This window comes from Pseudarthrobacter linnaei (assembly GCF_055412825.1).
On the sequence record NZ_JBVAYX010000004.1, the window covers coordinates 126,477 to 147,817 of the forward strand.

14 protein-coding genes, 2 tRNA genes and 1 pseudogene are annotated in these 21,341 nt (G+C 67.0%); 12 read left to right on the forward strand and 5 right to left on the reverse strand.

The window, feature by feature from the left end:
• Positions 1 to 6: 6 nt before the first annotated feature.
• Positions 7 to 2,562: an aminopeptidase N gene (pepN, locus tag ACZYZ3_RS05785; RefSeq protein WP_463962877.1), complete on the reverse strand. Its 2,556-nt coding sequence runs from the start codon at positions 2,560 to 2,562 to the stop codon at positions 7 to 9.
• A gap of 146 nt (positions 2,563 to 2,708) precedes the next feature.
• Here pepN and ACZYZ3_RS05790 point away from each other — a divergent pair, with 146 nt between their 5' ends.
• The 3 genes from ACZYZ3_RS05790 (at position 2,709) to ACZYZ3_RS05800 (ending at position 5,248) form a co-directional block, all read left to right on the forward strand.
• Positions 2,709 to 3,710 (forward strand): hypothetical protein, encoded by a 1,002-nt coding sequence (locus ACZYZ3_RS05790; protein WP_463962878.1) that lies wholly within the window; start codon positions 2,709 to 2,711, stop codon positions 3,708 to 3,710.
• A gap of 120 nt (positions 3,711 to 3,830) precedes the next feature.
• Positions 3,831 to 4,322, forward strand: coding sequence for a ribose-5-phosphate isomerase (locus ACZYZ3_RS05795; protein WP_463962879.1), 492 nt, complete (start codon positions 3,831 to 3,833; stop codon positions 4,320 to 4,322).
• Positions 4,322 to 5,248 carry an Fpg/Nei family DNA glycosylase gene (locus ACZYZ3_RS05800; protein WP_463962880.1) on the forward strand — a complete coding sequence of 309 codons (927 nt, stop codon included), beginning with the start codon at positions 4,322 to 4,324 and terminating at the stop codon, positions 5,246 to 5,248. Before ACZYZ3_RS05795 ends, ACZYZ3_RS05800 begins: the two co-directional genes overlap by 1 nt.
• A gap of 96 nt (positions 5,249 to 5,344) precedes the next feature.
• Here the strand turns inward: ACZYZ3_RS05800 and ACZYZ3_RS05805 are convergent.
• Positions 5,345 to 5,415, reverse strand: a tRNA-Gly gene (locus ACZYZ3_RS05805).
• A 130-nt stretch (positions 5,416 to 5,545) separates the two neighbouring features.
• Here ACZYZ3_RS05805 and ACZYZ3_RS05810 point away from each other — a divergent pair.
• The 6 genes from ACZYZ3_RS05810 (at position 5,546) to ACZYZ3_RS05835 (ending at position 10,884) form a co-directional block, all read left to right on the forward strand.
• Positions 5,546 to 5,620, forward strand: a tRNA-Pro gene (locus ACZYZ3_RS05810).
• Between the two features lie 69 nt (positions 5,621 to 5,689).
• On the forward strand, positions 5,690 to 7,093 hold the full coding sequence (tig, locus tag ACZYZ3_RS05815; RefSeq protein ID WP_463962881.1) for a trigger factor: 1,404 nt from the start codon (positions 5,690 to 5,692) through the stop codon (positions 7,091 to 7,093).
• 245 nt (positions 7,094 to 7,338) lie between these two features.
• The gene (locus ACZYZ3_RS05820; protein ID WP_463962882.1) at positions 7,339 to 7,977 is read left to right on the forward strand and encodes an ATP-dependent Clp protease proteolytic subunit; all 639 of its coding nucleotides are present in this window, start codon (positions 7,339 to 7,341) and stop codon (positions 7,975 to 7,977) included.
• 38 nt (positions 7,978 to 8,015) lie between these two features.
• On the forward strand, positions 8,016 to 8,675 hold the full coding sequence (locus ACZYZ3_RS05825; RefSeq protein ID WP_282380489.1) for an ATP-dependent Clp protease proteolytic subunit: 660 nt from the start codon (positions 8,016 to 8,018) through the stop codon (positions 8,673 to 8,675).
• Between the two features lie 214 nt (positions 8,676 to 8,889).
• Positions 8,890 to 10,170 carry an ATP-dependent Clp protease ATP-binding subunit ClpX gene (gene clpX / locus ACZYZ3_RS05830; RefSeq protein WP_463962883.1) on the forward strand — a complete coding sequence of 427 codons (1,281 nt, stop codon included), beginning with the start codon at positions 8,890 to 8,892 and terminating at the stop codon, positions 10,168 to 10,170.
• A 102-nt stretch (positions 10,171 to 10,272) separates the two neighbouring features.
• On the forward strand, positions 10,273 to 10,884 hold the full coding sequence (locus tag ACZYZ3_RS05835) for a mycothiol-dependent nitroreductase Rv2466c family protein (RefSeq protein ID WP_463962884.1): 612 nt from the start codon (positions 10,273 to 10,275) through the stop codon (positions 10,882 to 10,884).
• Between the two features lie 364 nt (positions 10,885 to 11,248).
• On the opposite strand, the gene valS is transcribed toward ACZYZ3_RS05835, so the two are convergent.
• Positions 11,249 to 13,855 carry a valine--tRNA ligase gene (gene valS / locus ACZYZ3_RS05840; protein WP_463962885.1) on the reverse strand — a complete coding sequence of 869 codons (2,607 nt, stop codon included), beginning with the start codon at positions 13,853 to 13,855 and terminating at the stop codon, positions 11,249 to 11,251.
• Positions 13,856 to 13,950: 95 nt separating this feature from the next.
• Positions 13,951 to 15,002, reverse strand: a pseudogene (locus ACZYZ3_RS05845) (S66 family peptidase).
• Positions 15,003 to 15,235: 233 nt separating this feature from the next.
• On the opposite strand from ACZYZ3_RS05845, the gene ACZYZ3_RS05850 reads away from it, so the two are divergent.
• Together ACZYZ3_RS05850 and ACZYZ3_RS05855 are read left to right on the forward strand one after the other, a co-directional pair.
• Complete coding sequence (locus ACZYZ3_RS05850; protein WP_463962886.1) at positions 15,236 to 15,595, forward strand: DUF488 domain-containing protein; 360 nt, start codon at positions 15,236 to 15,238, stop codon at positions 15,593 to 15,595.
• A 96-nt stretch (positions 15,596 to 15,691) separates the two neighbouring features.
• A complete protein-coding gene (locus ACZYZ3_RS05855) occupies positions 15,692 to 16,450 on the forward strand; it encodes an SDR family oxidoreductase (protein WP_463962887.1) in 759 nt (252 codons plus the stop codon).
• Between the two features lie 128 nt (positions 16,451 to 16,578).
• Here ACZYZ3_RS05855 and ACZYZ3_RS05860 read toward each other — a convergent pair whose 3' ends face one another.
• Positions 16,579 to 17,643 carry an endonuclease/exonuclease/phosphatase family protein gene (locus ACZYZ3_RS05860; protein WP_463962888.1) on the reverse strand — a complete coding sequence of 355 codons (1,065 nt, stop codon included), beginning with the start codon at positions 17,641 to 17,643 and terminating at the stop codon, positions 16,579 to 16,581.
• 328 nt (positions 17,644 to 17,971) lie between these two features.
• Here ACZYZ3_RS05860 and ileS point away from each other — a divergent pair, with 328 nt between their 5' ends.
• Positions 17,972 to 21,340 (forward strand): isoleucine--tRNA ligase, encoded by a 3,369-nt coding sequence (gene ileS / locus ACZYZ3_RS05865; protein WP_463962889.1) that lies wholly within the window; start codon positions 17,972 to 17,974, stop codon positions 21,338 to 21,340.
• Position 21,341 lies beyond the last annotated feature (1 nt).

A 21,341-nucleotide genomic window follows, 5' to 3' on the forward strand; every position in this document is an offset into this window, starting at 1 on the left:
GCGCTTTTAGCCGACGTCGGCGTGGCGGGCGCGCAGCGCGCGGGCCACGCCGTCGCGGTTCTCCAGCATCATCCGCCGCAGGGCCGCGCTGTCCTCCGGCAGCGAGGCCAGGAACTCGTCCGTGCGGTCCACGGTCGCCTGCGTGGTCAGTTGCGCCGGGTAGAGCCCGACGACGATCTGCTGGGCCAGCGCGTGCGTGCGCTCCCTGACGATGCCCGGGACCGCGGCGAAGTACTTCCCGGCGTACGGCTCCAGCAGGGCGGTGTCCAGCACCCGGGTGAAGCCGCTGACGGCCGAGCCCTGGAGGGCATTGGACAGCTCGCCCTTGACCACAATGGAGTCCCAGGCCGCGGCCTTGGCCTCGGGCGTTGGAATGGCGGCCTTGGCGAGGGCCGCCGCGTTCTGCCCGGTGGCGGTGTTGTCGTGCGCGAGTTCGGCGTCGATCTGCTCTTGCCCGGCGCGGCCGCCGGCGACGAGGGAGGTGACCAGTTCCCAGCGCAGGTCCTGGTCCACGGTGAGGCCCTCCAGCGTCAGGCCTCCCTCCAGCAACGCGGAGACGGTGTCCAGCTGTCCTGCGCTGCGGGCCAGCAGGGCATAGGACTTGACGAACTGCAGCTGCACGTCGGAGCCTGCCGGGACGCTGGAGGCCAGCTCCCAGAGCCGGTCGACGGCGGCCACCGCGGTGGCCTCCTTGTGGTCCGGAGCCACATAAAAGTTCAGTGTCGTGGCGAGCTGGCGCAGCTGGACCTGGATTACCGAGGAGTCGGACTCCTCGGCGATGTTGGCCAGGATCAGCTCCACGTATCGGCGGGCCGGGGTTTCGCCGTCGCGGGCCGCATCCCAGGCCGACCCCCACACCAGGGTCCGGGGAAGGCTCTGGCTGAAGTCCTTCAGGTGCGCCGTGGCCGTGGCGAGGGACTTCGGGTCGAGGCGGACCTTGGCGTAGGCGAGGTCGTCGTCGTTGAGCAGGATCAGGTCCGGCTGGGCCAGCCCGGCCAGCGACGGCACCTCGGTGCGCCCGCCGTCGACGTCGAGCTCCGCGCGGTGGACGCGTTCGAGCTTCCCGGCGGCGGTGAGGTTGTAGAAGCCGACCGCGAGCCGGTGCGGGCGGATGGTGGGCTGGGCTTCGGTGGCGGACTGCAGGATCGCGAAGGAGGAGATCATCCCGTCGTCACCCACGCTGAGTTCGGGCTTGAGCGTGTTGACGCCGGCGGTCTCCAGCCAGAGCTGGCCCCATTGGTCCAGGTCCCTGCCGCTGGCCTTTTCCAGCTCGGCCATCAGGTCGCTGAGCTCGGTGTTCTGCCAGGCGTGCTTGCGGAAGTACTCGCGGACGCCGGCCATGAACTCCTCCGGACCCACCCACGCCACCAGCTGGCGGAGCACCGAGGCGCCCTTGGCATAGGTGATGCCGTCGAAGTTCACCTCGACGTCCTCCAGGTCGTTGATCTCGGCGAAGATCGGGTGGGTGGTCGGGAGCTGGTCCTGGCGGTAGGCCCAGGACTTCTCCACCGAGGCGAAGGTGGTCCAGGCACGGTCGAACCTGGTGTTCTCCACCGCGGCCAGGTGGGACATGTATTCGGCGAAGGACTCGTTGAGCCAGAGGTCGTTCCACCAGCGCATCGTCACGAGATCCCCGAACCACATGTGGGCCAGCTCATGCAGCACGGTGATGGCGCGGCGCTCCACCTGGGCGTCGGTGACCTTGCTGCGGAAGACATAGCCCTCCAGGATGGTCACCGCCCCGGCGTTTTCCATGGCGCCGGCATTGAACTCCGGCACGAAGAGCTGGTCGTACTTCTCGAACGGGTACGGGCAGCCGAACTGTGCCTCGAAGAACTCGAAGCCCTGGCGGGTGAGTTCGAAGATGTTGTCGGCGTCGAGGTACTGCATCAGCGACTTGCGCGCGAAGACGCCCAGCGGGGTGACTTTCCCGTCAGCGGAGACCACTTCGCTGCGGACGGACTGGTACGGGCCCGCGATCAGGGCCGTGACGTAGGAGGAGAGCCGCGGCGTGGGGGTGAATTCCCAGACGGAGCGGGCGCCGCCGTCGGTGCCGGGGATGGTCTCGACCGGCACCGGGGTAGGGGAGTTGGACACGATGTCCCAGTGCGAGGGGGCAATCACCGTGAACGTGAAGCTGGCCTTCAGGTCGGGCTGCTCAAACACGGCGAACATCCGCCGGGAATCCGGCACCTCGAACTGTGTGTACAGGTACACCTCGTGGTCCACCGGGTCCACGAAGCGGTGCAGCCCCTCGCCCGTGTTCATGTACGGGGCCTCGGCAACGACCAGCAGCTCGTTGTCCGCCGCCAGGTCCGGCAGCTGGATGCGGATCCCGTCGGACACCTCGGCCGGGTCCAGCTCACGGCCGTTCAGGGTCACACTCTGCACGGCGTTGGTGACGGCGTCGATGAACGTCGAGGACCCCGGCCTGGCCGTGAACTTCACGGCGGTGGTGGTGCCGAAGACTTTCTCCCCGCGGGTCAGGTCAAGCTCGACCTCGTAGGAGTCGACGGCGATCAGTTCGGCGCGCTCGCGTGCTTCGGCGCGCGTCAGGTTCATTCCGGGCAAAGTTGGGCCTCCAGGGATGCGTGGGGATGGGAAAACTCGGTAGTGTGAAACCATTCTTTCACTTCTGCGGCGCTTGGCAAGTAGCCTCGGTCACACCACGGTACTAAGGCCGAACCGCCGGGGGTAGCGTTGGGGATATGGGAAAGCTTCGGGACTCCGTAGACGTTCGGGCGCTGCGCTTCGCCGTGGGGTTCCCGCTGGTGCTCGCCGCCGCGTTTGTGGGGTGCGCTGTCCTGCTCCGCTCCGACCTGCCCGAGCCGCTGGCCGTGCGGTGGGCCGCGGGCGCCGCCGCGGACTTCGCGCCGTTCGGCGCGGTCGTCGGCGTCGGTGCGGCCATGATCGTGCTGTTGGGCGGGGCCGTGCTGGTGCAGGCTGTGCCGCTGTCCCGTCCGGCGGTCATGCGCCGGATCATGATGGGTGCCGGGCTGTTCGTGAGCCTGTTCGTCACCACCGTCCTTGCCGCCGTGCTGGTCGGACAGCTCGGACTGCCGAACGCGGCGGACGCCCAGGTGGATGTCGCCGTTCTCGCCATGGGCAGCGGCGCCGCCCTGGGCCTGGGCGTCGTTATGGGCTTTGTCTTCAAAGCCGACGAACGCTGGTCCACGGACGATGACCGGGCCATGGCAGAAGCCCTGGCCCGCGAGCTGGACCCCGACCTGGCGCTGGACTCGGTGAGCCTGTGGGTCCATGCCCGCAGCTCGGTCTTCGTGATGCTCGGGATCGCCACCCTGCTTCCCGCCGCGCTCCTGACCATCGCTGTGCCCTGGCTCGCTGCCCTCCTCGTGGCCCTGGCCCTGCTGGCCGCCGCGTGCCTGTTCGCCCGCATCCGGGTGGACCGGAGCGGGCTGCGGGTCTTCGCCGCCGGCTTCGTCAGGGTGATGGACGTCCCGGCCGCCGCCATCGAGGGAGTGACGCCGAAAGAGGTCAAGGCGGCCGATTACGGCGGCTGGGGATACCGCAGCCACGGGACCACGACGGCGCTGCTCGTCAGCAGCGGACCGGCAGTCGTCGTCGACCGTTCCGACGGCCGGACCCTGGCCGTCAGCGGCGGAAGCGCCACCACGGCGGACAACGTCGCGCAGGTGATCTCACGGGTGGCGGAACGGGCCCACCGGCCCGGCGGCGCCGCCGGTGTGTGAAGTCCGCCCGGCGGCCGAACCCGCCCGCCTGCCCGCGCCCTAGTAGGCTGGGAACAGCCCCCGCAACCGCCCCCGCAGCCCACGTGACTCCACTGATCTGCCCAACTGAACGGATACGCCGTGACTCCCACTGACCTCCCGCGCGTGCACATCGCCACCGACCACGCCGGCATGGAACTCAGCGCCCACCTCGTCAGCCACCTCAGCGCCAAAGGCTACGAGGTCCTCGACCATGGACCCAAGACCTACGACGCCCTGGATGACTACCCCTCCTTCTGCATCAACGCCGCGCTCGCGGTCGCCGCGGACCAGGAAGCCGGCACCCACGCCCTCGGGATCGTCCTCGGCGGCTCCGGCAACGGCGAGCAGATCGCCGCCAACAAGGTCAAGGGCGTCCGCGCGGCGCTGGCCTGGAACCTGTCCACCGCGAAGCTGGCCCGCGACCACAACGACGCCAACGTCGTCGCCGTCGGCGGCCGCCAGCACAGTGTCGAGGAGGCCACGGAAATCATCGAGGCATTCCTGGCCGAACCCTTCAGCAACGACGAGCGCCACGTCCGCCGGATCGGCAAGATTGCCGCCTACGAGCGCACCGGCGAGGTCATCGACTAGTGCCGGAAGGGCATTCCGTCCACCGGCTGGCCCGCCAGTTCGGGGACGTCTTCACGGGGGAGCGGCTCGCCGTGTCAAGCCCGCAGGGCCGCTTCGTTCACGGCGCGGCGCTGCTGGACGGACACACCCTCACCGGCTCCGCGGCGCACGGCAAACACCTCTTCCTGGAGTTCGAGCACGGGCTGGCGTTGCACGTCCACCTGGGTCTCTACGGCGCCTGGGACTTCGGCGGCGACGCCGGCTTCCGGGGTGCCTCCAGCATCGGCGCGCCCCGCAAAGTGGGGGAGCGGGAGGTCTACGACGACGACGCCGGAACGGCCGGGCCGTCCGGGTACGGAGGCCCGCCCGCCCCGGTCGGTGCTGTCCGCGTCCGGCTCGCCGGCACCCACGGCTGGGCCGATCTCCGCGGCGCGACCACCTGCGAGACGGTCACGGAAGCCGAGGCGGCAGCCGTGCTGGCCCGGCTCGGCCCCGACCCGCTGCGGAACCGTCCCGGCGACCGGGACGCCTTCGCCGCCGCGGTCCGGGCCAAACGCACACCGCTCGCGGCCCTGCTGATGGACCAGAAGGTCATCGCCGGCGTCGGCAACGTGTACCGCGCCGAGCTGCTCTTCCGGCAGGGCCTGGACCCCTGGCTGCCGGGACGGGGACTGTCCGCGGAGGCGGCCGTACGGCTCTGGGACGACACGGTCGCCATGATGTCCGACGGCGTCCGCGACGGCCGGATCATCACCACACCCCCGCGCTACTGGAGCGTTCCCGCCGGCGCCCCGCCCGGCGGCACATCCCGAGGCCTCCCCGCCCCGGACGAGTCCCACTTCGTCTACCGCCGGCAGGGACTCGACTGCCGGAACTGCGGGACCCCGGTTGCCCTGACCGACCTCGGCGCCCGCAAGCTCTACTGGTGCCCGTCCTGCCAGGCGTGAGCTGGGGTTTGGCGGGGTAAGGGAGGCAGCCGCCCGGGCGTCCGTCGGCGGCACGAAAAAGCCCCTCCGGAGAGGGGCTGTTTCGTCATATTTCGGAGGGGACGACGGGAATCGAACCCGCGTAATCAGTTTGGAAGACTGAGGCTTTACCATTAAGCTACGTCCCCGGGTATTCGCAGGAACTCTGCAAAGCTTCCGGGCGGCTGTTGAAGCCGGATACAACTAAACCTAATTCAGGGCCCCGGTGTCAAATGTGCAAATGGGAGCCGTATGACCGTAGACTGTTCTGTGCACTTACGGGGTGTAGCTCAGCTTGGCTAGAGCACCTGCTTTGGGAGCAGGAAGTCGCAGGTTCAAATCCTGTCACCCCGACTCTGCAGTTACCGCCAGACCCTTGGCGGCGCGGAACCCCACCCCCTAAAAACCAGGAGTACTTAGACTGTGAAGAGCGCTGTCGAGAACCTCACCCCCACGCGGGTCAAGCTCAATGTTGAGGTCCCCTTTGAGGAATTGAAGCCCAGCATCGCAGAGGCATACAAGACTGTTGCTTCGCAGATCCAGGTCCCCGGCTTCCGCAAGGGCAAGGTCCCCTCCAAGCTCATTGACCAGCGCGTTGGCCGCGGCTACGTGCTGGAGACTGCCATCAACGACGGCCTCAACGGCTGGTACCAGGCAGCCGTTCAGGAAACCGGCATCCGCCCGCTGAGCCGTCCCGAGGTCGAAATCACCGAGGTTCCGGACCCGTCCGCGACCGACGGAGAACTGAAGTTCCACGCCGAGGTTGACGTCCGCCCCGAGATCGAACTGCCCGACTACGCCGGCATCCAGGTTGAGGTTGCCGCCGCAGAGTCCACCGACGCCGACGTCGACAAGGCCCTGGACGAACTCCGCGGCCGTTTCGGCACGCTGAAGTCCGTGGACCGTCCGGCCGCCGACAAGGACTTCCTGACGATCGACATCACCGCCACCATCGACGGCGCCGAGGTTGATTCCGCCACCGGCCTGTCCTACCAGGTCGGCGCCGGCACCATGCTCGAAGGCCTCGACGAAGCCGTCACCGGTCTCAGCGCCGACGAGGACGCCTTCTTCGACACCACCCTCGTGGGCGGCGAGCACGCCGGCGAGTCGGCCCAGGTCAAGGTTGTCGTCAAGTCCGTCAAGGAGCGCGAGCTTCCTGAGGCCGACGACGACTTCGCCCAGCTGGCGTCTGAATTCGACACCCTGGCCGAGCTCCGCGAGGACCTCGCCAAGCAGGCCGCCGAGTCCAAGGTCGTCGAGCAGGGCGTCGAAGCCCGCGACAAGGTCCTCGACAAGCTCGTTGAGCTCGTAGCGGTCCCCGTCCCGGATTCCGTCGTCGAAGAGCAGCTTGAGCAGCACTTCAACGCCGAGAACGCCCACGGTGAAGGCGAGCACGACACCGAGGAGCACCGCGCCGAGGTCAAGGCCAACACGGAGCGCGCCTTCCAGAACGAGATCATCCTGGACGCCATCGCCGAGAAGGAAGAAGTCAATGTCAGCCAGAATGAGCTGATCGACTACATCGTCACCACGGCCGGCCAGTACGGCATGGACCCGAACCAGTTCGCCCAGATCATCGATCAGAGCGGCCAGGTACCGATGATGGTGTCCGAGGTCCGCCGCCGCAAGGCACTGGCCGTCGTCCTGGGCCAGGCCGAGGTCACCGACACCGAGGGCAACAGGGTTGACCTCAGCGACTTCGTCCGCCCCGGCGGCGAAGAGGCACCGGTCGAGGCCGGAACCGAACCCGATGTCCAGGACGCCGCTTCCGAGGAAGCAGCAGCCGAGACCGTAAAGAACGATGACCCGGCAGCAGTGAAGTTCTAGCACTTTCTGTTCCCGCAGTTCCTGCCGCACCCCCGGATCACTGATCCGGGGGTGCGGCTTTTTAAGCCGGTGATGAACCCTCCCGGGCAATCGTGCGCCGTCAGCGAACAGCCCCGCGCCTGAGCACAATGGAGCCGGGAAACCCGTTAGTGTCCATGTAGGAAAGTTCAGTGATGTCGTCCAGTGGCGTCACCGTCGCCAGCGAGAGGTAAGTACATATGTCACAGCAAGCAGGGGCACCCCGGATGGCTACTGTCGATCCGGCAGCCCAGGATAACTACATTTACAACCGCCTGCTGAAAGAGCGCATCATCTGGCTCGGCTCCGAGGTCCGCGACGAGAACGCCAACGCGATCTGCTCGCAGCTGCTGCTGCTCTCGGCCGAGAACCCCGAGAAGGATATCTACCTCTACATCAACTCGCCGGGCGGCTCCGTGACCGCCGGTATGGCCATCTACGACACGATGCAGTTCATCCCGAACGACGTCGTCACCGTCGCCACCGGCCTCGCCGCCTCGATGGGACAGTTCCTGCTCTCCTCCGGCACCAAGGGAAAGCGCTACGCCACCCCCAACGCCCGTATCCTGATGCACCAGCCCTCGGGCGGCATCGGCGGCACAGCCTCGGACATCAAGATCCAGGCCGAGCTCATCCTGCACATGAAGAAGGTCATGGCCGAACTGACGGCCGACCAGACCGGGCAGAGCGTCGAGACCATCCTCAAGGACAACGACCGCGACAAGTGGTTCACGGCCAAGGACGCCCTCGAATACGGGTTCTTCGACAAGATCGCGGCGCACGCGGGATCCGTGGCCGGCGGCGGCGGTACCAACGCCGACACCGCCTCAGTCACCGACTCAACCGACGATGCCACCGAGAACTGACCGGCAGGTAGATAGCAATGAATTCAGGAGCAATGAACATGAACTACAACTTCGGTTCGACTGCCGGTAACCTGCCGAGCAGCCGCTACGTGCTGCCGCAGTTCGAAGAGCGCACCCCCTACGGCTTCAAGCGCCAGGACCCGTACACCAAGCTGTTCGAGGACCGGATCATCTTCCTTGGTGTCCAGGTCGACGACGCCTCGGCCGACGACGTGATGGCGCAGCTGCTCGTGCTTGAGTCCACCGACCCGGACCGCGACATCACGCTCTACATCAACTCCCCGGGCGGCTCCTTCACCGCCATGACAGCGATCTACGACACGATGACGTACATCCGCCCGGAAATCCAGACCGTCTGCCTCGGCCAGGCCGCCAGTGCCGCGGCCGTGCTCCTCGCCGCCGGGACGCCGGGCAAGCGCCTTGCGCTGCCGAACGCCCGCGTGCTGATCCACCAACCCTCGCTTTCCGGCGGCCAGGGCGGCCAGGCCTCCGACCTGGAGATCCAGGCCGCCGAGGTCATGCGCATGCGGGCCTGGCTCGAGGACACGCTGGCCAAGCACTCCGGCCGGACGCCGGAACAGGTCAACAACGACATCGAGCGCGACAAGATCCTCACCGCTGCTGAGGCCATGCAGTACGGACTGATCGACCAGGTGCTGGATTCCCGCAAGATGAAGCCCCAGGCGATCACCAAGTAGCAAGCCATCACGGCACAAGCAGTACCCGACGCCGGTGCGGCCCACTTTTGTGGCCGCACCGGCGTCGGCTTTCCACCCAACAGGCCCAAAGTGACCTAGAGTGGAACATGTCACGGCTGGCGCCTTCCAAGGCGCGTCCGTGATTCCAGTAACGGGTGCAGCGCTGCGCAGGAGTGGAACACGGCCGGCAGCAAGATTCTAAAGGGGTTCACATATGGCTCGGATTGGCGAGAGCACGGATCTGCTGAAGTGTTCTTTCTGCGGAAAGAGCCAGAAGCAGGTTCGGAAGCTCATTGCCGGGCCCGGCGTCTACATCTGCGACGAGTGCATTGAACTCTGCAACGAGATCATTGAAGAAGAACTCGCCGAAGTAGCTGACCTGGGCAGTTTTGAGCTGCCCAAGCCCCGCGAGATCTTCGACTTCCTGCAGGAGTACGTGATCGGCCAGGAGCCCGCCAAACGCTCCCTCGCCGTCGCGGTCTACAACCACTACAAGCGCATCCAGGCCGGGCACGCACCCAAGAGCGGCAGCCTCGCCGAGGGCGTCCATCACGACGACGTCGAGATCGCCAAGTCCAACATCCTGCTGATCGGCCCCACCGGCTGCGGCAAGACCTACCTCGCGCAGACCCTGGCCCGCCGCCTCAACGTCCCCTTCGCCGTCGCCGACGCCACCGCGCTGACAGAGGCCGGCTATGTCGGCGAGGACGTCGAGAACATCCTGCTCAAGCTCATCCAGGCCGCCGACTACGACGTCAAAAAGGCCGAGCAAGGCATCATCTACATCGATGAGATCGACAAGATCTCGCGCAAGAGCGAGAACCCCTCCATTACCCGGGACGTCTCGGGCGAGGGTGTCCAGCAGGCCCTGCTCAAGATCCTCGAGGGCACCGTCGCCTCGGTTCCGCCGCAGGGAGGCCGCAAGCACCCGCACCAGGAATTCATCCAGATCGACACCACCAACGTGCTCTTCATCGTCGCCGGCGCCTTCGCCGGCCTCGAGGAGATCATCGGTTCTCGGTCCGGGCGCAAGGGCATCGGTTTCGGGGCCCCGCTCAACGAGGTCAAGAACAATGCGGACTCCTACGGCGAGGTCATGCCCGAGGACCTGCTGAAGTTCGGGCTCATCCCGGAGTTCATCGGCCGCCTCCCGGTGATCACCACGGTCTCCAACCTGGACCGGTCTGCGCTCATCCAGATCCTGTCCACGCCGAAGAACGCCCTGGTGAAGCAGTACCAGAAGATGTTCCAGCTTGACGGCGTGGAGCTGGTCTTCGACGAGGAGGCGCTGAACACGATCGCGGACCAGGCGCTCGAACGCGGCACCGGAGCCCGCGGGCTCCGCGCCATCATGGAGGAAGTCCTGCTCCCGGTGATGTTCGACCTGCCCAGCCGCGACGACATCGCCACGGTCATCATCACCGAGGAAGTGGTCTCCAAGAAGGCCGCGCCCACGATGATCGCCCACGACGTCAAGCGCCGCAAGTCCGCCTGATCCGGAATAAACAGGCCGCGCCGCCCGCTGTCACCTGTGGTGCGTCCGGTCGCTGGGCTGGCGCTGTGCACCTTTTCCCCAGACATCCCAAGGAGAACACCTGTGCCTGAAACCAATAAAGCTGACTTCTGGTTTGATCCGATGTGCCCCTTTGCCTGGGTGACTTCCCGCTGGATCAGCGAGGTGGAAGACGTCCGCGACATCAGCACCGAATGGCACGTCATGAGCCTCGCCATGCTCAACGAGGGCCGTGAGGAGCTCCCGGCGGAGTACAAGGCGTTCCTCACCAAGGCCTGGGCGCCGGTGCGGGTCATCACGGCGGCCGCCGAGCGGCACGGCACAGGGCACGTCAAAGCGCTCTACGACGCCATGGGCACCAAGATCCACAACGAGGGCAACAAGGACATCGCCGAGGTCATCTCCAAGTCCCTCGCCGAGGTCGGCCTGCCCGCGGAACTCGCGGCAGCCGGCCACACCGATGAATTCGACGCCGCGCTGCGGACGAGCCACGAGGCCGGAATTTCGCTGGTGGGCCAGGACGTCGGCACACCCGTCGTTGCGTTCAACGGCACCGCCTTCTTCGGCCCCGTGCTCACGCGCATCCCGCGGGGCGAGGAGGCCGGCCGCCTTTGGGACGCCTCGGTGACCCTGGCGTCGTTCCCGTATTTCTTCGAAATCAAGCGCAGCCGCACCGAAGACCCCGTTTTTAACTAGCCGTCCGGGCGGGTCAGGAACGCCCCCAGGGGCAGCAAAAAGCCCCTGAAGAACTACTCTGATGTAGTTCTTCCGGGGCTCTTGTGTATCCGGGCGGCTGGGATCACAATTGAACTTACCCACTTCGAAAGAAGCGGGACGCAGGAACCAAAGATTCAGTGACACTCATCCGACGCAGCCTTCGGCAAAGTCAGATGATGGCTACCAGTGACGAGGTAGGAAGACCTGAAAATCCAAGGATTCTGCCAGATTGTCTAAGACGTCACGTGACAATCGAAAAGTCGAAGCCCCACCAACGGCAAAACGCTGATGGGGCTTCCCCTTTGCCCAAAAACCGGCCCGCAACGGGCGGCCGGCGGGGCTCCTAGACTTCTGCCGGCGCCAGGACGACGTCGCTCACGGCCAGTTCGCCGTTGCCCACCGCCAGGGTCAGCTCGCGCGCGTTGGCCGCAGCCTTGAGGTCGGCGAGGCCGGCGTTCAGCTGCGTGGTGAGGGACTCCGAAGCCGTGATGGTCGCGGACAGCACCTCGGTGCGCTGCTTGACCTTGGCCTCCGACTTGGCCTTGCGGATGCCGCTGAGCGCGGTTCCCACGGTGGCCAGCAGGGTGGTGTCGCCGTCAATCTCGACGGCGGACGGCCACTGGGCGCGGTGCACGGAACCAGTGCGCCACCAGCTCCAGACTTCCTCCGTCGCGAAGGGCAGGAACGGGGCGAAGAGGCGCAGCAGCGTGTCCAGGCTCGTCGCCAGCGCCGCGAGGACCGACGCCTGTTCGGTCTCGCCGGCGGCACCGTAGGCGCGGTCCTTGATGAGCTCCACGTAGTCATCGGTGAAGTGCCAGAAGAAGCTTTCGGTAATCTGCAGGGCCCGGGCGTAGTCGTAGTTTTCGAACGCCTTGGTGGCCTGCTGGACCACGTCGGAGAGCTGGGCCAGCACGGCCCGGTCCAGGGGGTTGCAGAGCACGGAGAGGTCCCCGGAAACCACCGAGTTTTCCGTGGCGCCCAGGTTCAGCACGAACTTGGAGGCGTTGAGCAGCTTGATGGCCAGCCGGCGGCCGATCTTCATCTGCGCGATTTCGTAGGCCGTGTCTGCGCCGAGCTTGGCGGAGGCCGCCCAGTAGCGGACGGCGTCCGAGCCGAACTCCTCCAGCACATCGGTGGGGACGATCACGTTGCCCTTGGACTTGGACATCTTCTTGCGGTCCGGGTCCAGGATCCAGCCGGAGATCGCTGCGTGCTTCCACGGCGCGACGTCCTGCAGGGCGTCGGCGCGCACAGCCGTGGAGAACAGCCAGGTCCTGATGATGTCGTGAGCCTGGGGGCGCACGTCAAACGGGAAGACCTTGGCGAAGAGCGCCTCGTCGGTGCTCCAGCCGCCCACGATCTGCGGGGTCAGCGAGGACGTGGCCCAGGTGTCCAGCACATCGGCGTCGCCGGTGAAACCGCCCGGCACATCGCGCTGGGCCTCCTCGTAACCCGGGGCCGCGTCCGCGGCGGGGTCCACCGGCAGCTGCGCGTCGGACGGGACGAGGGGGGCCGCGAAGTCCGGGTTGCCGTCGGCGTCCAGCGGGTACCAGACGGGCACAGGCACACCGAAGAACCGCTGGCGGGACACGAGCCAGTCACCGTTCAACCCCGAAATCCAGTTCTCGTAGCGTGATCGCATAAAAGCCGGGTGGAATTCGATCTCGTGACCACGGGCGATGAGCCGCTCGCGGCGTTCCCCGTCCCGGCCGCCGTTGCGGATGTACCACTGTCGCGAGGTCACGACCTCGAGGGGCTTGTCGCCCTTTTCGAAGAAGTTCACCGGGTGCATGATCTTCTTCGGCTCGCCGTCGAGGAGTTCGGCGGCGGCCAGGAGCTCCACCACGCCCTCCTTGGCGCTGAAGACCGTCTTGCCGGCGATCGACTCGAAGGTGGCGCGGCCTTCGGCGGTGGTGATCCATTCCGGGGTCTCGCCGATGATGCGCCCGTCGCGGCCCACGATCGCCCGCGTGGGCAGCTGGAGTTCGCGCCACCAGGTGACGTCGGTGAGGTCGCCGAAGGTGCAGACCATGGCGATGCCGGAGCCCTTGTCCGCCTTGGCCAGCGGGTGGGCCATGACCTCCACCTCAACGCCGAACAGCGGGGAGGTGACCTTCTTGCCGAACAGTGGCTGGTAGCGCTCGTCGTCGGGGTTCGCCACCAGGGCGGCGCAGGCGGCCAACAGTTCCGGGCGGGTGGTCTCGATGTAGATCTTCTCGCCGTCTTCGGTGAAGAAGGGGTAGCGGTAGTACGCTCCGGCGACCTCGCGGTCCTCGAGTTCGGCCTGGGCCACGGCGGTGCGGAAGGTGACATCCCACAGGGTGGGGGCCTCGGCCATGTAGGCGTCGCCGGCGGCGAGGTTCGCCAGGAAGGCGCGCTGGGAGATGGCGCGGGACTTGTCGTCGATCGTGCGGTAGGTCAGGTCCCAGTCCACGGACAGGCCGAGTGTCTGGAACAGGTTCTCGAAGACTTTCTCGTCCTCGACGGCGAGCTCCTCGCACAGTTCGATGAAGTTCCGGCGCGAGACGACGTCGAAGTCGCGCTGATTCTTGGCGGGCTCGGCCGGAGGCCGGTAGCCGGCGTCGTACGCGGTGGTCGGGTCGCAGCGAACGCCGTAGTAGTTCTGCACGCGGCGCTCGGTGGGCAGGCCGTTGTCGTCCCAGCCCATCGGGTAGAACACGTTCTTGCCGGTCATGCGCTGGTAGCGGGCCAGGACGTCGGTCTGGGTGTAGGAGAACATGTGGCCCACGTGCAGCGAACCCGACGCCGTGGGCGGGGGAGTGTCGATCGAGTACACCTGCTCCCGCGTGGTGTCCGGGTCGAACTTGTAGGTCCCTTCGTCAAGCCAGCGCCGGGTGAGGGCGTCTTCGAGCCCCTCCAGGGCGGGCTTGTCCGGAACGTTGATGGGGGCGGTGGTGGGCGTGTCTGTACCCTGCGTGTCTTCAGCCATGGGCCCAATTCTTCCACGGTCCGTGCCGGCAGACTGCCGGGGCCCGCCAATGGCGGGGATCTGAGGGTGTTGCGGCGCGGCGCCCCCAGCCACCGTCAGGCGTAGCTGGCGGTAATGGTCCTGGATTTTCCCTCGAATTGGATTCGACCGCCGTAGGGGAGGATCCACTGCGGTCGGGTGTGCCCGAAGGGGACCCCGACGCATACGACGGCGTCCGGGTTGTACCGGGCGATTTCGGTGCTGACCACGTCCCGCTGTGCGGCGCGTAGCCGAGCCCGTTCAGCGGGAGGCGGAACCTTTCCGTGGCAGCTGACGGGAGGCCTGGCGACCATCACGCCGTCGACCGCCCCCAGGACACCGCGTTCGCCGAGCGCTCGGACCCATCGCTTGACCCAATCTGCGGGAGCCAGCAGCTCGCTGGTTTCGAGGATCAAGATGGCGCCCCGGAGCGCGTCGACTGAGGGGAGCCTGTCGGCGATGGCGAGCTGGTCGAGGACTTCGAGGCACCACCCCACGTGTGACCGGAGACCGTGCGTCCGGGACCTGACCACGCCCAGGGTTCGGTGGGCTCGCGGTCGCCATATTCGCCGAGTGCCCGCGGTTCGAGCCAGTCCGGTCCGAAGTCCTCTGATTCCCCGGGATCGGTGATCTCCAGCTCGCCTCCGGTGAGCAGGGCAGCCCGCAGGGAAGCGAGGTGGACGTCGTCCACACCGGGCCCGGCGCCGAGGTGGACCTGGGTCGAGCCACCGTAGTAGGCGGTTATCCCCAGGGACCACAGCCAGTTGAGCAGGTTGGTGTTGTCGCTGTATCCGATGAAGATCTTGGGATCCGCGACGACCGCCGCCGCGTCGAGATGCGGCAGGACCGTGATCTGGTCGTCGCCGCCGATGGTGGCAAGAATCGCACGGATGCCGGGATCGGCGAATGCCGCATTGATGTCCGCCGCCCGTTCCTCGGGACTGGATCCGAGCTTGCGTGTCGTCGGGAATTCCACCGGGATCAATCCCGTAGCGGCAATGAGCCGCCGCATCGCCTGCTCATGCACGGCCGGGGCGAGTCCGGGGGCGGCGAACGACGGAGAAAGAACCGCGACACGATCGCCCCTATTGAGCTTTCGACCGGACAAGTTCAGCTGTGAATGATCCATTCAGTCATCGAACCAGACGGGGCACGGGCCGGGGGAACGCTTGAGTACCTGCGTCAGCTGCAGCAAGGGCCGGGCCACAGGGTTTATGCGGTTCGGGCAAAGGGACGCTGCTGTTGGCCTCCTGGAACGCCCTCAAGTTTCGCCAGACCTGGCAGCGGCGGGTCAGGTCCAGGATTGCTTCCCGTGCCAGGGCTGCCGGGCTCATCTTTCGCGTTCCGGCGTAGCATGCGCACATGGAGACATTTGCCGGACCCTTCGCGATCAAGCGCATCTATGACGAGCCCGCGGACGACGACGGCTGCCGGGTCCTGGTGGACCGGCTCTGGCCGCGGGGGATCAGCAAGGAACGCGCGCAGCTGGAGCTGTGGCTCAAAGACGTGGCACCCTCGCCGCCGCTGCGGACCGAGTTCGCGCACATGCAGGAACGCTTTGCCGACTTCCGTGCCGCCTATGAGGCCGAGCTCGACGGCAACCCGGCCGTGCAGACGCTGCGGGACCTGGCCGCCGAGCACGGGAAGGTGACGCTGTTGTTCGCCGCGAGGGACCCGCAGACCAACCATGCCCGGGTCCTGCAGGATTTCCTGGCCCGCTGACCGCTCCTGGGGCGGCCGAGTTCATCCGGCTTCATCCAGGTCCTCCCGTGGGGGAACGCCGCGCGGAGGGCCTGGACTTGCCGTTAGGGTGGTGCCATGACTGAGGAACTTCACAACAAAGCAGCAGTTGTCACCGGCGCCAGCACCGGAATCGGCGAGGCCACCGTGCGTGCGCTCCGGACCGAGGGGTGGACCGTGTACGCCGTCGCCCGCCGCGTGGACCGGTTAGAGGCGCTCGCCGCGGAAACCGGCGCCATCGCGCTTCCGGCGGACGTGACCGACGACGCCGACGTCGCCCGGCTCCTGGACGAGGTGACCCGCGCCGGCGGCATCGACACGCTCATCAACATCGCCGGCGGCGCCCGCGGCGCGGACAAGGTGGCCACGGCCAGGACCGAGGACTGGGAATGGATGTTCGAGGTCAACGTCCTGGGCACCATGAAGCTCATTCGGGCGTTCCTTCCAATGCTCCGCGCCTGCGGTGAAGGCACCGTCCTGAACCTGACGTCGACGGCGGGACTGTCCGCCTATGAGGGCGGCGGCGGCTACAACGCGGCGAAGTTCGCCCAGCACGCACTCACCGGCGCCCTGCGCCTCGAGGAGGCCGAGCACAATCTCCGCGTGATCGAGGTCGCCCCCGGACTGGTCCAGACGGAGGAGTTCGCGCTGAACCGCCTCGGCGACCAGTCAGCGGCCGCCAAGGTGTACCAGGGCGTCGAGAAACCGCTCACCGCGGCGGACGTCGCCGACGTCGTCCGCTACGCCGTCACCGCACCGCACCACGTCAACCTGGACCAGATCGTGATCCGCCCGGTGGCGCAGGCCGCCAACTACAAGCTGATCCGCAAGGGCTAAGCTTTCGCGCCCGGCCGCGGCGTCGCCCGGCAACCGTCGCTTATCCGGGACCGGACCGGCAACGCGGGGTCACCTACGGCCCATTGACCGGGGGTTTATGGGCTGGATGTGACCCCGCGTTGCCTGGCCTACCCGGTGGCCGGGACGGTCAGTGTGGCCATGATGGCGGCGTGGTCCGTCCCGGCCACCCGGTGCACGGCGTAGTCCGCGCTGCGCACCGACGGGCTGGTCAGCACATGGTCGATCGTGATGCCGGGGAGGAACAGCTCCTCCATCGGCCAGGTGGGGACCAGCCGTGAGCCCTCGGCCATTCCCACGTCCACCAGTGTCCGCCCCCCGCCCTGCAGGATCTCCCGGAACTCGGCATGGTCATAAGTGGCGTTGAAGTCACCGGCCAGCACCACATTCCCGGGCTGTGACGCCAGCCGGCCGAGGGCTGCCAGGTCGCTGCGCCACTTCGGCAGGCCCACGCCCACGGGTGCACGTACGTGGACGTTCGTCAGTTCGACGACGGCGCGTTGCCCGTTGGCCTCGGCGGTGAGCCGGATCAGCGGCATCGGGAAATGGGAGTCGGGAACTTCCCCGGTGGCCACCGGCTGGTGGACCGAGTAGACGGCATTGCCGGCGGCGCGGCCCGCAGGGTGGCTGATCCTGTTCGGCAGCAGAGCGGGCAGGCCGGCAGCAGCCAGCCGGTCCTCGAACGCCTGGGTGTACTCCTGGAGCGTCAGCAGCGTGATGCCGTTCTCGCGGACCAGCCTGACGATTTCCGCCGCGTCCGCTTTGCCCAGTTTGGCGTTGAGGCTCATTGTCCGCAGCTCCACTGCGCCGTTCACAGAGTCAGCCGCAGCATTCGGCGCGGAGCCCGGTGCGGAGCCCGGCGCGGCGTCCGGCGCTGACCTGGTGTAGTCCAGCGGGACCAGCCAGAAGAGTTGCACGGCCACGAGGCAGGCCGCGGTGCCCGCCATCCATCGCCGCCGTCCCAGCACCGCGAACAGCAGCGAGGCGCCCGCGGGCAGCACCAGCCACGGGGTGAAGGACACCAGCTGGACCACGGTGATGGGCCATTCCTGCGGCACGGCACGGAAGACGGAGACCACCACAACGGGTGCTGCCGCCAGCCCCGCCAGCCACCGCCAGCCGGACCCGCCCGCAGGCGTTCGCGGGGCAACGCGGACCCGGGTCCGGAACATCATGGATTCAGTGTAGGCATTGCGGGGCCGTTGCAGTTGTTAGACTTCTTAGAGCAGCTTTGACCCGGCCATCACCGGTGAGCTTCCGGAAGAACGCCCCGGCGCCACGACTTTCCTGCAACATAGTGCGCCAGAGCCGGTAGAACCGGACGGGTAAGCCCGTCACAGCAGTAATGAGCGGCCGACGCCGGTGCTTCCCCCCGGGGAAGTGGGACCGATGCCGGTAAGTGAGGTGGTACCGCGGTGCCGGTGTTGTCGAAAGACAGTGCAGGGGCCGTCCTCGCATCCTGAATGAAACCACTTGTTCACCAGCTCAACCCAGGATGTCGAGATGACTTATTACCCGAAGGCCTCCGCCGCCACGTCCGGCGCAGGCGCCCCCACCTCTGCTTCCACCACCTCCGGTGTGTCGGCCTCCGTGAGGTTCCCGGAGGTCGAAGAGCGCATCCTCAAGTACTGGGACGAGGACGGCACGTTCCAAGCCAGCATCGACCAGCGCCCCTCTGACCTTCCTGGCGGAGAGCGTGGCAGCAACGAATTCGTCTTCTACGACGGTCCCCCGTTCGCCAACGGCCTGCCGCATTACGGCCACCTGCTGACCGGCTACGCCAAGGACCTCGTGGGCCGCTATCAGACCCAGCGCGGACGCCGCGTCGAGCGCCGCTTCGGCTGGGACACCCACGGGCTGCCCGCCGAGCTGGAAGCCATGAAGCAGCTGGGCATGACGGACAAGACCCAGATCGAGGCCATGGGCATCGACAAGTTCAACGACGCCTGCCGTGCCTCCGTGATGAAGTACGCCGACGAGTGGAAGAGCTACGTCACCCGCCAGGCGCGCTGGGTCGACTTCGAGAACGACTACAAGACGCTCAACGTCGAGTACATGGAGTCCGTGCTCTGGGCCTTCAAGCAGTTGCACGAAAAGGGCCTCACCTACAACGGCTACCGCGTGCTGCCGTACTGCTGGAAGGACGAGACGCCGCTGTCCAACCATGAACTGCGCATGGATGACGACGTCTACAAGAACCGCCAGGACCAGACCGTTACCGTCACCTTCCCGATCACGGCAGGGGAGTCGGACCTGTCGAAGCAGCTCGCCGGTGTGCAGGCGCTCGCCTGGACCACGACGCCCTGGACGCTGCCCACCAATGCCGCGCTCGCCGTCGGCCCCGACATCAGGTACGTGGTCCTGCCGGCTGGACCCAACGGCGTCAAGGCCGCCTCCACTGACGCGCCCGTCACCGGCAGCTTCCTGCTGGCCGCCGAACTGCTCGGCACCTACGCCAAGGATCTTGGCTACGGCGACGGCGCCGAAGGTGCCGCCGCGGCCGAGGCTGCGGTCATCTCCACCCACACCGGCACCGAACTCGAAGGCCTGACGTACGAACCCCTCTGGGACTACTTCGCTGACGACGAGAAGTACGGCAACCAGAACGCCTGGCGCTTCCTCGTGGCCGATTACGTCACCACCACCGACGGTACCGGCCTCGTCCATCAGTCTCCGGCCTACGGTGAGGATGACCAGAAGGTCTGTGAAGAGGCGGGCATCCCCGTCGTCCTCTCCGTGGACGAAGGCGCCAAGTTCCTGCCGCTGTTCAGCCACGGCCCGCTGGCCGAGATCGCCGGGCTGCAGGTCTTCGACGCCAACAAGCCGATCACCCAGGTGCTCCGCGCCCAGGGCCGGCTGGTCCGCCAGGCCAGCTACGAGCACAGCTACCCGCACTGCTGGCGCTGCCGCAACCCGCTGATCTACCGCGCAGTGTCCTCCTGGTACGTCGAGGTCACCAAGTTCAAGGACCGCATGTCCGAGCTCAACCAGGACATCAACTGGATCCCGGGCAACGTCAAGGACGGCCAGTTCGGCAAGTGGCTCGCCAACGCCCGGGACTGGTCAATCAGCCGGAACCGCTACTGGGGCAGCCCCATCCCGGTCTGGCAGTCCACGGACCCGGACTACCCGCGCACCGACGTCTACGGCTCGCTCGCCGAGATCGAGGCCGACTTCGGCCGCCTGCCGCTGAACAAGGCCGGCGAGGTGGACCTGCACCGGCCGTTCATCGACGAACTGACCCGACCCAACCCGGACGACCCGCGCACCCCGGCGGAGGGCCAGTCCGTCATGCGCCGCGTCGAGGACGTCCTGGACGTCTGGTTCGACTCCGGCTCCATGCCCTACGGCCAGGTCCACTACCCGTTCGAGAACGAGGAATGGTTCGACACCCACAACCCGGCGGACTTCATCGTCGAGTACATCGGCCAGACCCGCGGCTGGTTCTACATGCTGCACATCCTCTCCACCGCACTGTTCGACCGGCCGGCCTTCCGCAACGTCATCAGCCACGGCATCGTCCTGGGCTCGGACGGCCAGAAGATGTCCAAGAGCCTGCGCAACTACCCGGACGTCTCCGAGGTCCTGGACCGCGACGGCTCCGACGCCATGCGCTGGTTCCTGATGTCCAGCCCGATCCTGCGCGGCGGCAACCTCGTCGTCACCGAGCAGGGCATCCGCGACGGCGTCCGCCAGGTCATCCTGCCGCTGTGGAACGTGTACAGCTTCTTCACGCTCTACACGAACGCTGCCAACGCTGCAGCAGGACCAGCGTCCGGCTATGACGCGAAGCTGCGCTACAACGGCTACGCCGACACCCTGGACCAGTACCTGATGGCCAACACCGGGGACCTGGTCCGGAACATGACCGCGCAGCTGGACAGCTACGACATCTCCGGTGCCTGCGATGAACTGCGCAGCTACCTGGACATGCTCACCAACTGGTACGTCCGGCGCAGCCGCCAGCGCTTCTTCGACGAGAACGTGGACGCCTTCGACGCGCTCTACACCGCGCTGGAGACGGTCTGCCGGGTCGCGGCCTCGCTGCTGCCGCTGATCTCCGAGGAGATCTGGCGCGGCCTCACCGGCGGGCGCTCCGTGCACCTGGCCGACTGGCCGGACGCGGAACTGTTCCCGGCCAACCCGGGCCTCGTCGAGGCCATGGACCGGGTCCAGCAGATCTGCTCCACCGGCTCCTCCCTGCGCAAGGCCGCCAACCTGCGCGTCCGGCTGCCGCTGCAGGAACTCACTGTGGTGGCACCCGGCGCGGACTCGCTGGAAGGCTTCGCCGCCGTCGTCGCCGATGAACTGAACCTGCGCTCCGTCCGCCTGCTCGATGCCGACAGCGCCTCCCCGGCGGAGTTCGGCATCGAGCAGAAGCTCGTGGTGAACGCCCGGGCCGCGGGACCACGGCTGGGCAAGAACGTCCAGCAGGCCATCAAGGGCGCCAAATCCGGCAATTGGTCGCTCAGCGACGCCGGAGTGGTCACCGCCGGCGGCCTCGAACTCGAGCCGCAGGAATACACCCTGGAAACCGTCGTGGCCGAAGCCGCGGAAGGCGAAGGATCCCGCGCGGCCGCGGTCCTTCCCGGCGGCGGCTTTGTGGTCCTGAACACCGACGTCACCCCGGAGCTGGAGGCCGAAGGTGCAGCCCGCGACATGGTCCGCGCCATCCAGCAGGCCCGCAAGGATGCCGGACTCAACGTCAGCGACCGGATTCACACCACCGTCACCGCACGGCAGGACGTCGTCGAGGCCCTGCTGGCCAACGCGGAACTCGTCAAGACCGAAACACTGACCATCGAGCTGGAAACTGTTGCGGCCGACGTCAAGGAACCCCAGGTGAGCGTTGCCAAGAAAGTTGAGGCGTAGT

Bases quoted from the DNA above. Each gene is read 5' to 3' on its own strand.
- pepN (WP_463962877.1), bottom strand. From the start codon at position 2,562: ATGAACCTGACGCGCGCCGAAGCACGCGAGCGCGCCGAACTGATCGCC.
- ACZYZ3_RS05790 (WP_463962878.1), top strand. From the start codon at position 2,709: ATGGGAAAGCTTCGGGACTCCGTAGACGTTCGGGCGCTGCGCTTCGCC.
- ACZYZ3_RS05820 (WP_463962882.1), top strand. From the start codon at position 7,339: ATGGCTACTGTCGATCCGGCAGCCCAGGATAACTACATTTACAACCGC.
- ACZYZ3_RS05825 (WP_282380489.1), top strand. From the start codon at position 8,016: ATGAACTACAACTTCGGTTCGACTGCCGGTAACCTGCCGAGCAGCCGC.
- clpX (WP_463962883.1), top strand. From the start codon at position 8,890: ATGGCTCGGATTGGCGAGAGCACGGATCTGCTGAAGTGTTCTTTCTGC.
- valS (WP_463962885.1), bottom strand. From the start codon at position 13,855: ATGGCTGAAGACACGCAGGGTACAGACACGCCCACCACCGCCCCCATC.
- ACZYZ3_RS05850 (WP_463962886.1), top strand. From the start codon at position 15,236: ATGGAGACATTTGCCGGACCCTTCGCGATCAAGCGCATCTATGACGAG.
- ACZYZ3_RS05855 (WP_463962887.1), top strand. From the start codon at position 15,692: ATGACTGAGGAACTTCACAACAAAGCAGCAGTTGTCACCGGCGCCAGC.
- ACZYZ3_RS05860 (WP_463962888.1), bottom strand. From the start codon at position 17,643: ATGATGTTCCGGACCCGGGTCCGCGTTGCCCCGCGAACGCCTGCGGGC.
- ileS (WP_463962889.1), top strand. From the start codon at position 17,972: ATGACTTATTACCCGAAGGCCTCCGCCGCCACGTCCGGCGCAGGCGCC.